The sequence below is a fragment of the Pseudomonas sp. UBA1879 genome (assembly GCF_002338065.1).
In the GTDB taxonomy this organism is placed as follows: domain Bacteria; phylum Pseudomonadota; class Gammaproteobacteria; order Pseudomonadales; family Pseudomonadaceae; genus Aquipseudomonas.
Genome location: NZ_DDHJ01000015.1, coordinates 302,423 through 314,293, shown reverse-complemented (window position 1 = coordinate 314,293; position 11,871 = coordinate 302,423). Strand labels below are relative to the sequence as shown.

Below are 11,871 nucleotides of genomic sequence, written 5' to 3'. Positions count from 1 at the left end.
AAGCCCGTCTTCCCCAGCGGGCTTTTTTCTGCCTGCGATTTGGCGCCTGACGCTGCAGAGCCGCTCGGCAATATTTCTCGAACTCGTCTCGATGTGCATCCTCCAACAGTCAAACCCCCAGAGGATACCAACATGAGTAACGACCACCGCAGCCACCCCGACGCCGCTAATCGTCCCGCCAACGCGCCGCCCACCGATGCCTCCGGCCAACCGGTCAATGTGGTCGAACGGGATCTCGCAGACCGCGATGACGATACCCGCGCTGTAGACGAAGTCATCACGCCGACCTCCATCCGCACCAAAGAGCAAGAGGCGGAAGAACTGAAACGCAAGACTGCCGAAATCGAACGCAAGGTCGCTGACGGCAACTGATGACTCTGGACAAAAGTTCTAATCGCTCGATTTTGACGGTGGTTCGACGATCAATTGACGACGGACCGCCGCCAATACCTCCTCTGACAGCGCATCACCTTCGGTCATCCGGGCAACCGTCATCGCCCCCATCATCGCGCACAAGCTCAGCATGGCCTGATCACGGCTAGCCGGGCCCATCAGCGCAGCAGGTTGTGCCGCCTCCAACTGCTCAGTCAGCAACGCCAGGGTGCGCTCGAACCCTTCAACGGCCACACTCTTCACCGGTTCTTCAGCCCTGGCCAGCTCGCTGCCCAAGGCTGCATAAGGGCAGCCGCTCTCTTCATCCCGGTGCTGCACGCTCAGGTAGGTGGCGACTGAGGCGTTGAAGGCCTCCCCCGGATCGCCTGACGCGCCCAACGCTCCCAACTTCGCCAGCTGGTCGTCAACGGAGGCTTTCGTCGCTTCCGCCACCAGTTGCGCCTTCGACGAAAAGTGTTTGTAAAACCCACCCTGCGTCATCCCCGCCGCTGCCATCAGCGCCGTCAACCCACTGCCATCGATGCCGTGACGACGAAACTCTGTCCGGCTCACCTCGATGATTTTCTGCCGGGTTGCGGCCGTTTCCACTTTGCTCTTGCGCATCGAACGCCTCTTTTCTGACCGATGATCAGAAATGCGGTTGACATTAGATTCCGATCACCATCTAATTTGGATTACAAGCTTCATATAACTCACCTCGCCGCGCAAGCGGTTTCAGACATTAAGGAACGATCATGTCTCAACCCACGTTGCTCGTCACTGGCGCCACAGGCTTCACTGGCCGTAGAACTGTCGAAATCCTGCGCGAACAACACATTCCCGTCCGGGCCCTGGTACGCACCGACGACCACCGCGCTGCTGAATTGCGTGAACGGGGTGCCGAGGTCGCGATTGGCAATTTTGACGACCTGAATTCGCTGCGTGCAGCCCTCGAAGGCATTGAATCGGCCTATTTCGTTTACCCCATCCATCCCGGCATTATTGACGCCAGCGCGCGTTTCGCACTGGCGGCGAAAGAAGCCGGCGTGAGCTCGGTGGTCAACATGTCGCAGATCTCCGCACGCCGGGTTGCCAAAAGCAATGCGGCCCTGAACCACTACACGGCAGAGCGCGTGTTCGACTGGTCGGGGCTCGCGACCACCCACCTGCGCCCGACCTATTTCGCTCAGTGGTTGCTGTACCCGCATTGGCGCAAACACATCGTTGAGCGTGGCGAAATCCGCCTGCCGTTCGGCGACGGTCGACACGCCCCCATCGCGGCTGAAGATCAGGCGCGTTTCATTGCGGCCCTTTTGCAAAACCCGCAGCCCCATGCTGGCAAGACCTACAACCTCAACGGCCCGATCGAGTTGAGTCAGCAAGGCGTCGCCGACGCCGTGGGTGAAGTGCTGGGACGCCCTATCACCTACGTCCCCATCAGCCTTGAGCAATACGATAAAGAAATGACCGAATCGGGACTGGGCCCATTCCTTCGTCAGCACCTGATCGAAGTGGCGCAGGACTATCAGCACGGCGTGTTCGAAGGTGAAGACACCATCATTGCGGAAGTCACGGGCCAGGCGCCGATGACCGTTCAGGCGTTCGTGAATTTGCACAAGGCCGCTTATCAGCGTTGATCGACGCTGTGACAGGCAAGCCCCGCTGAACCGCGTATTCAGCGGGGCTTTTTTACGCAAGGGCTCATTGAAGCGGCGTACCAAGCGTGTCGTTGACCGCCAGTTCCGACACGTTCCATCCTCCCCCCAACGCTTTGACCAGCCCGACGCTGGCGGCCAGTTGTTGGGTCTGCAGATCCAGCACGCTGCGTTGCGCCTGTAATGATGCGGTTTGCGCGACGACCACTTCCGGGTAGCCGATTGCGCCCTGTTTGTCTGAACCGCGAGGCTGAGGCCCCGGTCAATGCGGCAATGGCATGTTCCAGCACGGCCCGTTGCACAGCGTTCTGCCTAAGCTGCGATTTGGCCGACGACAATTGCGAGGTCGCCCGTGCCACGTCGAGGCCGGAGACGATGCCGCCTTCGTGCAGGCCCTGGGTCAAATCCACCGCGCGACTGAACGCCTGGGTCGTCTGCTCCAGCAAGCGGGTCTGCTGATCCAGCCCGCGCAGCCGCACATAGCTGTCCGCCAATTGTGCCTGCAGGCTCAGTTGCGCAGACGCCAGGTCCGCGAGGGAGACAGCCTGTATCGAAGGGAATGGCCTGCGCCGCACACCGCTCGAACGGTACGGCGCAGGCAAGCGGGATCAAGCTGCGGGGCTGTGGCTGGCTTTGGTAGAAGGCGACGCTGTGGGAACTGACGCGGCGATGCGGTCCGGCGCCACCGGTTGAAGGGCATGGCTGCAGGCGACGAAGTCCTCCTGCCGCAGCATGCTCAACGCAATCAGCGACACGACCCCGGTACCGATGTAGAAATACCACGGCGAGCTGATGTCACCGGTCTGCTGAATCAGCCAGGTGGAAATCAACGGCGCACTGCCGCCGAACACCGCGACCGGAATGTTGTACGCCACCGCGATGCCTGTCGAGCGAATCCGCGTCGGCAGCAGCTCGCTCATGGTGGCGTAGGTCGAAGACGCGTAGAGACCGAACAGAATCGCCACCGCCATCAAGGGCCAGATAAACGTCCCGGGGGTCGCCGTCGGGGCCGCCTTGAAGAACCAGTACATCGCCAGGGTCGCCAGCACCCCGACCACCATCAGAAAGGGCTTGCGTCCATAACGGTCGGTGAACGCCCCACCCAGCGGCATGACGAACGCCGCGGCCAGGCTGGCGATGAAGACATAGAACAACGTGGTGCCACTGTCGAACTTGAGGATGCGCGACATGTAGGTCGAGGCGAAGGTCAGCACCAGATAAAAGATCGAGCTGTGCAGGGTGATGATGAAGAACACCAGCGCAATCGCCCGCTTCCACTGCCAGACCTCACGCAGCGGCGCCTTGGACGTCTCCCCGGCTTTTTGCAGGGCGAGGAATTCCGGGCTGTCTTCGAGCTTCAGGCGGATGTACATCGAGATCAGGCCCATGGGGCCTGCGATCAGAAACGGCACGCGCCAGCCCCAGGCCTGCATGGTTTCCGCCCCCAGTGCCCACGTCATGCCGTTGGCAACAGCGCCGCCGAGCAGCAGCCCCAAGACCGCCGTGACCATCAGCCAGCAGGTGGAAAAGCCTCGACGTCCCGGCCCCGCATACTCGGAAATGAAACTGGTGATGGTGCCGATTTCGCCGCCGGCCGAAAAGCCTTGCAGGCATCGGATGAGGATCAGCAGCACCGGCGCCGCCAGCCCTATCGACGCATACGTCGGCAGCAGCCCGAGCAGGCAGGTCGACCCCGCCATCATCACCAGCACCGTAATAAGGGTTTTGCGGCGACCGATCTTGTCGGCCAGCGGGCCAAAGAACAGCCCGCCCAGTGGCCGGATGAAGAAGCTCAGCGCAAACGCGGCAAAGCTGCTCAAAAGGCTGGTCGTCGGATTGTCCGAGACGAAAAACGCCCCGCCGATGTACACCGCCAGAAAGCCATAGACGCCGTAGTCATACCATTCGATGAGGTGCCCGGAGATGGCGCCGACAAAGGCGCGACGCCGCTGCCGTCCAGGGTTTTGCTGTTGAATTGCCATGGTTGTATTCCTGTCTTTTGTTGTTATTCAAGGAAAAACATCAGGGTCAAACGTCGCGCTCACACCGCCGCCGCGCTGCGCTCCTTCAGCCACAGGCGTAAATCGGTCTTGAGCACCTTGCCGTAGCTGTTCTTCGGCAGTTCGTCGCAGAACACGTATTTCTTAGGTTTCTTGAACGAGGCCATGCGCGACACGAACCACTCATTCAGCCCGTGCGGGTCGACCGACTGGGCTTCGCGCGCCACGACGAATGCCACCACGGATTCGCCCCACTCGGCGTCCGCTTCCCCCACCACGCACACCTCGAACACGCCGGGGTGCGTCGCCAGCACTTCCTCGACTTCCCGGGGGTACACGTTACTGCCGCCGGAGATGATCACGTCTTTCGAGCGGTCGGTCAGGGTCAAGCAGCCGTCGGGGTCCAGGTAGCCGATATCGCCTGTAAATAACCAGCCCTCTACCAGGGTTTCGCGAGTCGCTGCCTCATTGCGCCAATAGCCTTGCATCACGGTCGCGCCTCGCACGGCGATTTCTCCGGCTTGCCCGCTGGGAACGACCTGCCGCTGGGCGTCCACGATTTTGATCTCGACGCAGGACTGCGCCATGCCCACCGACGCGGCCCAGCGCTCCCAGTGCGGGTGGGCGCGGTCGGCGATGGCCTCACGACCCAGGGCAGTGACGGTCATCGGACTTTCACCCTGGCCGTAGATCTGAATCAGACGCGGACCGAACACGTCCACCGCCTCCCGCAGATCGGCCACGTACATGGGCGCACCACCGTAGATCACACTCTTCAGGCCTTCGCCGGAATAGCCCTGACGACGCGCCTCTTCCACCATGCGCTTGACCATGGTCGGCGCCGCGAACAGCGACACCTGCTCCAGGCCCCGCGCCAGATCGAACAGCTCCGCCGCCTTGAACCCGCGAGAGGCGGGCACAACGTGCCGGGCGCCGCAACGCACGTGAATGAAGTTGTACAGCCCCGCGCCATGGGACATCGGCGCGGCGTACACCACGGCATCGTCGGCAGACACCTGATCCACATCCAGCGGGTAACACAGCGACATCGCCATCAGGTTGCCGTGGGACAGCATCACCCCCTTGGAGCGGCCGGTGGTGCCCGAGGTGTAAAACAACCAGGCAAGGTCACCGGCGGTGCGGGAAACGGGCACGTCGAGGGCAACGTCCCCACTGTCGACCCTCGCCAAGGAGGCCTGAACCGGGAGCTCCGCGCAGTGGGCAGGCAATTCGTTGGCAACGAACTGGTTGCCGTCGTCGGTCAGCATCAGCCGAGCCTCGGCGTTCTCGGCAATCCAGCCCGCTTCGGCAACGTGCAGCTTGCAGTTGATCGGCACCGCCACCGCGCCGATCCACCAGATCGCGTAAAACAGCTCGAGGTATTCGCAGCAGTTCTTCATGAACAGCGCCACGCGATCCCCCGATTCGACACCGTGTGCTGCACGCAGATAAGCCGCCCGCACCCGGACGCGACGGGCAAATTCGGCGTAGTCCGCCACCTGTACGCTGCCGTGAAACAGCGCCGGACGCTCAGGCCAACGGCGGGCCGCGTCGTTCAACCAATGGGCGATATTCATGCTCAGGCCCTCCGCGCTTGCAGCACGGTGGCGTAATTGGCGACCGCCATGCCGCCCATGTTGAACAGCAGCCCGAATTCGGCATCAGGTGCGGCGAGGCCGATGGGATTGCCGGTCAGTTGATGAAAGGCCATGGCATGCATCGACACGCCGGTCGCCCCGACAGGGTGCCCCTTGGCTTTCAGGCCGCCGGACAGATTGACCGGCAAACGCCCTCCGGCCTGTACGATGCCGTCGTCCAGCGCTCGATGACCCTCACCTTTCGGCGCCAGCCCCATGGCCTCATAGATCAGCAACTCGGCGATGGTGAAACAGTCATGCACCTCGGCAAAATTGAGGTCGATCAGCGTGACTCCGGCCTGACGCAACGCCGCGTGGATCGCCCGCTGAGGCCCTTCGAACGCCAGAATGTCGCGCTGCGCGATGGGCAGCACGTCGTTGACCTGGCTGCTGCCACGGATCAGTACCTCGCGACGGAAGGCGCGAGCCCGTTGCGGCGAAGCGAGGATGATCGCCGCCGCGCCATCGGTGATCAGCGAGCAGTCACTCAGGCGCAAGGGCGAAGCGATCAGCGGATTGCTCTCCGACACCGTGTTGCAGTGTTCGAACGTCATCGCCTTGTGCATCTGGGCCAGCGGATTGGCCATGGCGTTGGCGTGGTTCTTGGCGGCAATGGCCGCCATCGCCGCCATCGGGCTCTGGTAGCGGTCGCGATACTGGTTCGCGGCAATCCCGAACAGCTGAGGAAAACTCAGGCCGGCTTCCTCAGGATCGTTCTGATACCCCGCACCCCCCAACGCTCGGGTCACTTGGGCGGTAGTGTTGGCGGTCATCTTCTCGGCGCCGACCACCAACACCAGTTCAGCGGCACCGGAGCGGATTGCGTTGATCCCGGCCTGAATCGCGGCCGAACCCGACGCACAGGCATTTTCACAGCGGGTGGCGGGTTTGAAGCGCAGGGCGGGGTCGGCTTGCAGCACCAACGAGGCCGGAAAGCCGTCCGGGACCAGACCGGAGTTGAAGTGGCCGAGGAAGACGGCGTCGATGTCCGAGGCTTCGATCGCGGCATCGTCCAGCGCCTGGCGGGTGACCTGCACGATCAGGTCCTCAAGGGTGTCGTCCAGCCGCCCGAACCGGGTGTGACCGGCGGCGACGATGGATACGGTGTCATTGACCATTGTTATTTTCTCCTTCGCAATGAGCAGGCGTTCTTTACAATGCCCACCACGAAGCCCCCTCGCCAGTTCGTACAACTACGTATAGGGATGAGTAGTTCAGGGACCGATACTGGTCAGGAAGACGACAGGAAACAGCGAGGCCGCGCGATGAACGATGAGTCCGACCACCTGCAGGACCTGGAGCGTCTGGCGTTTCAAGTCTCGCCTGCGCCGCAAGTGATCACCGGCAATCGTCGCATGCTGGATTTCAACGCCGCCTTTCTGGCGCTGTTCGGGTATCAGCGTGAAGATTTGGCCGATCAGCTGATTCTGAAACTCTATCCTTCACAGGCCGATTACCAGGCCATCGGCGAACGCAGCCTGAGTTGGTTGCGCAACGCCCGCAATGGCGCCTATTCCGACGAGCGCTTCATGCAGCACCAGAGCGGCGAAGTGTTTTGGGCGCGCGCCAACGGCTACACCCTCACGCCTGATGAGCCGTTTCAACTGATGGTCTGGCATTTCGAACGCATGGACCGGGCCTTTCGCCCCACCGTGAACTTGACGCCGCGGGAGCGTGAGATCTCTGCGCACATCGTCAACGGGCTGACGTGCAAGGAAGTCGCGCGCAAGCTGTCGATCTCCCACCGCACCGTTGAAGTCCACCGCGCCCGACTGATGAAGAAACTGCAAGCCAGAAACAGCGCCGATCTGGTGTCGAAAATCATCGTGCTGCGCTAATGCGCGTGGAGGGGCAAAACCCTCAGGTTCCGATCGAAGCAATGGCGCGTGCCAGCTCCGACTGTTTGAAGGGCTTGGGCAAGCGAGGTAGACGCTGGGCCAGCGGCGACAGGGTGTCTGTGAAGCCCAAGGGCGTGATGATCGCCAGGGCCGGGCGCAAGCGGGAAACATGCTCGGCGAGTTCGGCACCAGACAGCGTCGGCGCGCGGTGATCCGCGATCGTCAGATCGAAATCAGTGTGTTCGCGAGTCAAGGCCGGCGATTCGTCGCCGTGACTGGCGATCTGCACTCGGTGCCCCAGGTCTTCGAGCATGGGCGCCACGGGTGGTGACGGGGGCCGATTGTCGTCGTTCAAGCTCCATCGGGCGTCAGCAGGGATTTGACTCTCGCGACCATGGCATGAATGTCGAATGGCTTGTCGAACACCTCAAGGAACAGGTCCCGACGCGCGATGCCGAGATGCGCCTGAGCGCCGCTCATCAACATGATCGGAATCTCATGCAACGTTTTGTGCGCCCTCACCGCCTCCGCCAGTTCGATGCCATTCATGCCCGGCATCATGTAATCGGTAATGATCAGCTGCGGACGTTCCCGCTCCAGAATGGCCAACGCCCGGTGACCGCTGCCTGCGGTCACCGTCAGATAGCCTTCGTCTTCCAGGGCAAAACTCAGCACGTCGGCGATCAGGTACTCGTCATCGACGATCAATATCGTGGTCATGACGGCCTCGATCCGCTTGACCAGCCCGAAGCGAGATCGCGGCCGCGGTCACGACCGTTACGCGTGATGGTTTTCGCCAGCGGCATGGAAATGAACCTTTTTGACGTCGAGACCCTGATCGCTGAAGAGCACCTCCAGTAATGCCGGATCGTAGGGGTTGTCCCTTATTTTAAGAATGGACAGCTGACGTTTAAGTTCAGCCTGTTCCTGTACGAAGCGCAGCACCAGCAAATTGTCGACGATGCACGACAGGTCGGGCGCAGGGGCGTCGATTTCGCCTCCCAGCAGGCTGATGACTTCCCACGAGGCGACCACCGTCACGTTGCGAGCACGCAATTCGCCCATCAGCGCCGTGTAGAGGTCGAGAATGCGCGACTTGTCCGCGGCCACTCGGGTCATGCCGCCGAGACTGTCGATGAAGACCCGTTTGATGGATTTCTCTTCGACGACGCGCAGCAGATCCAGCGCCAGCTTGTCGATCAATTCGGTACTGATGGATTTCCAGAGGATCGTCAGCGCACCGGAGGCTTCGAGGGCGTGGAAATCGACGCCCAGGGACGCGGCTTTCATGCGCAGCCGCTGAGGTGACTCATAGAACCCGAGATGCAGGCCTGGCGCTTCCACCGTCGACTGGCCGAGAAAACTCAGTCCTAACGAGGTCTTGCCGGCCCCCGAAGGCCCCATCAGCAATGTGACCGACGAGGCCATCACACCGCCGCCGATCAGCCGGTCCAGGCCAGCGATGCCACTGGAAATGACCGTGAGATGATCACTGTCACGCATCGCGGAATGGGTCACCGTGCTTTCCAGGCGCGGGTACACCACCAGGCCGTCGTCGGTGATTTCGCATTCATGGGCGCCGGGAATGGCGCTGCTGCCACGGGTCTTGCGCATCTTGATACGCCGGATGGACTTGGTGCCCACCAGTTCTTCCCCCAGCTCCAGCACGCCGTCAACCATGGTGTGTTCAGGGCTGCCATCGTCCAGTTGCGAGCTGGTGAGAAAGAACACGGTGCAGCCGGCAAAGGCCGCGTGACCCTGCAGTTCGGAGATGAAACGCTTGGTGTTGAGCGGCGAATCCGCGCGAGAGCGGGCGTTGAGCAGGCCGTCGAGGATCATCACAGTGGATTTCTGCCGCACGATCTCCCGACGCAGCAGCTTGACTACTTCATCCAGCCCGTCGTTCTCCATGGTGTCGAAAGCGCTGACGAACTGGATCTGATCGCCGATCTTGTCTTTGTCGAAGAAGCTCAGGGTGGACAGAAACTGGAACAGCCGTTCGTGGGGCTCGGCCAGAAGCGTTGCGAACAGCACGCGACCGCCGTCGCGGGCATGGTTGAAGCCGATCTGGTTGGCCAGAATGGTTTTGCCTGAACCGGGGCGGCCTTGAATGATGTAGGAAGACCCCGCGACGAAGCCTCCCTTCAATAACTCATCCAGCCCCTGAATTCCGCTCTTGAGGCGTCTTAGCTGGTTCAAATGTGCTCCCTCCGCCAATGATCGTTCGCGGTGCGAACCCTGCGCACGACGAAAGGCGCATTCTTTCGCGTTTGGCGCCGGTTTCCAAGCGCAATCATCATTCGTGGCGAATACGAGGGGCCCGCCCCATGACGCGACCTCATGGCTGAGGCGGTCGTTTCTCATCCGCTCGCTCCTCCACGCAACCGGCGGTTTCCGCTCTGGACTGTTCGCTGCGCCGCTCCGGATCATTGGGTTTGATCGGTGCTGACAGGGGGTATTCGGGGGTGTCGTCGGCTGGATCGACGGGATCGTGTTCGGGAAGATGAGAACCCATGGCCGCTGCCTCTTTTTGGGGAATGCAGGGGTTGGAGTGCGCGCGATGCGAGACGTGCGTTTTATATCGCCAGGGGGTTCCGGTCGTGATCTTTCGGCCTGCGCCGGGCCATGGGAGCCAGCGGATCGTGCGACGGCGGTGAAAGCAGTGGGTCAGTCAGCTCAGTGTCCACTGACCCAACGCTTCGCGGCCGTCGTTCCTCCGGCAGCGCCTACAGGATTGCGGCGTGCCGGCATTCAGGCACGACGCTGTCTGCGTCGCCCGCACAAAGCTCGTTCGACACAACCCTGTAGGAGACGCCGGAGGCACGACGGCAGCGATAGCGGTGTGTCGGCATTCACGAACGACGCTGTCTGCGTCGCCCGCACAAAGCTCGTTCGACGCTACCCCCGTAGGAGACGCCGGAGGCACGACGGCAGCGATCTGGCGCGCAGCGGCAGTAAAACCTGTGCATGCGGTGTATCGCCTGCAGCAAGGTCCCCGGTTCATCCCGCGTTGCAAATGGACCTCAGTCGAGCGCCGCCAGGCACGCTTCGAGGATGTCCAGCCCCTCGTTCAACACCTCAGGCTCGATGGTCAAAGGCGCGAGCAATCGCACGATGTGGCGGGATTTACCACTCGGCATCAGCAGCAGGCCGCGCTCCCGGGCAATCTCCAGCAGCTGCGTCATCTGAGCGCTGGCCGGTCGGCCTTCAGGGGTGATGAGCTCGATACCACGCATGGCCCCCACCCCGGTCAGGCGGCCCAGATACGGTGAGACTGTCTCGGCCTGCCAGCGCTCATAACGACGCTGCACGGTCGAAGCATACTGCTCGCCCCATGCCGACAGATGAGCGTCGGTCATCACGTCCAGCGTCGCCAGCCCTGCCGCGCAAGCAATCGGGTTGCCGGAATAGGTCCCGCCCAAGCCACCCTTGGGCAGCGCGTCCATCAGTGACCGACGCCCGACCATCGCGCCCAGCGGCACCCCACCGGCAATGCTTTTGCCGAGCAGCAACACATCCGGCTCAATGCCCAAGCGGCTGAACGCAAACCGCTCGCCCGTCCGCCCAAAGCCCGATTGAATTTCGTCGATGATCAACACGATTCCCTTGTCGTCACAGATCCTGCGCAGCGCTTTCGCAAACAGCGGGTCAAGCGCCAGAAAGCCACCCTCGCCCTGCACCGGTTCGATGATGAAACACGCCACTTCGTCGATGTCGATCTCCACACTGAACAAGCGATCCAGCGCCTTCAATGCCTCTTCTGCCGACACCCCGTTGTCCACGCTCGGGTATGGCACATGAAACACCGGCCCCGGCAGTACGCCCACCTTCTGCTTATATGGCGCGACCTTGCCGTTGAGGTTCAGCGTCGCCAGCGTGCGACCATGAAAGGCCCCATCGAACGCCACCACCGCGGTTTTACCGGTAAAGGCGCGAACCACTTTCAAGGCATTTTCCGCCGCCTCGGCGCCGCTGTTGGTGAGCATGCCGCTCACCGGGTAGCTCACCGGAATGAACGCCGCGAGGCGCTCGATGAAGTGTTGATACGGCACATGGGGCGCGGCGTTGAAGGCGTAATGGGTCATGCGCTGCGCCTGCTCGCAAATCGCCGCAACGATGTGCGGATGGCAATGCCCCAGATTCAGCACCCCGATGCCGCCCACGAAATCAATGTAGCGCTTGCCGTCAACGTCCCAGACCTCAGCGTTTTTGCCATGGGTCAAGGAGAGGGGATGAACGAAGGAAATGGAATTGCTGACGGAGGGGAAAGCCATGCTCAGACGTCCTGGGGACTGTGGGAATGGCGCCTATCTAAGCGATGAAGCCCGCCCGCTCACAAGCGAAATAAAAGCAACGGGTCATTCCATCA

Annotated in this window: 13 protein-coding genes and 1 pseudogene; 3 read left to right on the top strand and 11 right to left on the bottom strand. The window is 61.8% G+C overall.

Translation table 11 applies throughout. The features are described from left to right. Window positions 1-132 precede the first annotated feature (132 nt). Entirely contained in the window at window positions 133-372 is a 240-nt protein-coding gene (locus tag B3N48_RS16590) for a hypothetical protein (protein WP_296185526.1), read from the top strand. Window positions 373-390: 18 nt separating this feature from the next. Here B3N48_RS16590 and B3N48_RS16585 read toward each other — a convergent pair whose 3' ends face one another. Beyond that, window positions 391-996, bottom strand: coding sequence for a TetR/AcrR family transcriptional regulator (locus B3N48_RS16585; RefSeq protein ID WP_296185522.1), 606 nt, complete (start codon window positions 994-996; stop codon window positions 391-393). 131 nt (window positions 997-1,127) lie between these two features. On the opposite strand from B3N48_RS16585, the gene B3N48_RS16580 reads away from it, so the two are divergent. Beyond that, entirely contained in the window at window positions 1,128-2,009 is an 882-nt protein-coding gene (locus B3N48_RS16580) for an NmrA family NAD(P)-binding protein (protein ID WP_296185521.1), read from the top strand. Window positions 2,010-2,073: 64 nt separating this feature from the next. Here the strand turns inward: B3N48_RS16580 and B3N48_RS16575 are convergent, their stop codons facing one another. The 5 genes and pseudogenes from B3N48_RS16575 to B3N48_RS16555 form a co-directional block, all read right to left on the bottom strand. Continuing rightward, window positions 2,074-2,235: a hypothetical protein gene (locus tag B3N48_RS16575; RefSeq protein WP_296186190.1), complete on the bottom strand. Its 162-nt coding sequence runs from the start codon at window positions 2,233-2,235 to the stop codon at window positions 2,074-2,076. 109 nt (window positions 2,236-2,344) lie between these two features. Beyond that, window positions 2,345-2,506 (bottom strand): annotated as a pseudogene (locus B3N48_RS16570) (RND transporter); the annotation flags it as partial. A gap of 129 nt (window positions 2,507-2,635) precedes the next feature. Next, on the bottom strand, window positions 2,636-4,009 hold the full coding sequence (locus B3N48_RS16565) for an MFS transporter (protein WP_296185520.1): 1,374 nt from the start codon (window positions 4,007-4,009) through the stop codon (window positions 2,636-2,638). Between the two features lie 59 nt (window positions 4,010-4,068). Further along, window positions 4,069-5,604 (bottom strand): class I adenylate-forming enzyme family protein, encoded by a 1,536-nt coding sequence (locus B3N48_RS16560; RefSeq protein ID WP_296185518.1) that lies wholly within the window; start codon window positions 5,602-5,604, stop codon window positions 4,069-4,071. A gap of 2 nt (window positions 5,605-5,606) precedes the next feature. Continuing rightward, window positions 5,607-6,782 (bottom strand): acetyl-CoA acetyltransferase, encoded by a 1,176-nt coding sequence (locus B3N48_RS16555; RefSeq protein WP_296185517.1) that lies wholly within the window; start codon window positions 6,780-6,782, stop codon window positions 5,607-5,609. Between the two features lie 147 nt (window positions 6,783-6,929). Between B3N48_RS16555 and B3N48_RS16550 the strand changes: the two genes are divergently transcribed. Beyond that, on the top strand, window positions 6,930-7,502 hold the full coding sequence (locus B3N48_RS16550) for a LuxR C-terminal-related transcriptional regulator (protein ID WP_296185516.1): 573 nt from the start codon (window positions 6,930-6,932) through the stop codon (window positions 7,500-7,502). Between the two features lie 22 nt (window positions 7,503-7,524). On the opposite strand, the gene B3N48_RS16545 is transcribed toward B3N48_RS16550, so the two are convergent. The 5 genes from B3N48_RS16545 to B3N48_RS16525 all read right to left on the bottom strand — a co-directional run bounded on the left by B3N48_RS16545 (window position 7,525) and on the right by B3N48_RS16525 (window position 11,776). Then, on the bottom strand, window positions 7,525-7,815 hold the full coding sequence (locus B3N48_RS16545) for a hypothetical protein (RefSeq protein WP_296185514.1): 291 nt from the start codon (window positions 7,813-7,815) through the stop codon (window positions 7,525-7,527). Between the two features lie 38 nt (window positions 7,816-7,853). Then, complete coding sequence (locus B3N48_RS16540) at window positions 7,854-8,222, bottom strand: response regulator (RefSeq protein ID WP_296185511.1); 369 nt, start codon at window positions 8,220-8,222, stop codon at window positions 7,854-7,856. Between the two features lie 57 nt (window positions 8,223-8,279). Beyond that, window positions 8,280-9,701, bottom strand: coding sequence for an ATPase domain-containing protein (locus B3N48_RS16535; protein ID WP_296185510.1), 1,422 nt, complete (start codon window positions 9,699-9,701; stop codon window positions 8,280-8,282). A gap of 139 nt (window positions 9,702-9,840) precedes the next feature. Beyond that, on the bottom strand, window positions 9,841-10,017 hold the full coding sequence (locus tag B3N48_RS16530) for a hypothetical protein (RefSeq protein ID WP_296185507.1): 177 nt from the start codon (window positions 10,015-10,017) through the stop codon (window positions 9,841-9,843). Between the two features lie 508 nt (window positions 10,018-10,525). Further along, complete coding sequence (locus B3N48_RS16525) at window positions 10,526-11,776, bottom strand: 2-aminoadipate transaminase (RefSeq protein WP_296185504.1); 1,251 nt, start codon at window positions 11,774-11,776, stop codon at window positions 10,526-10,528. Between the last annotated feature and the right edge of the window lie 95 nt (window positions 11,777-11,871).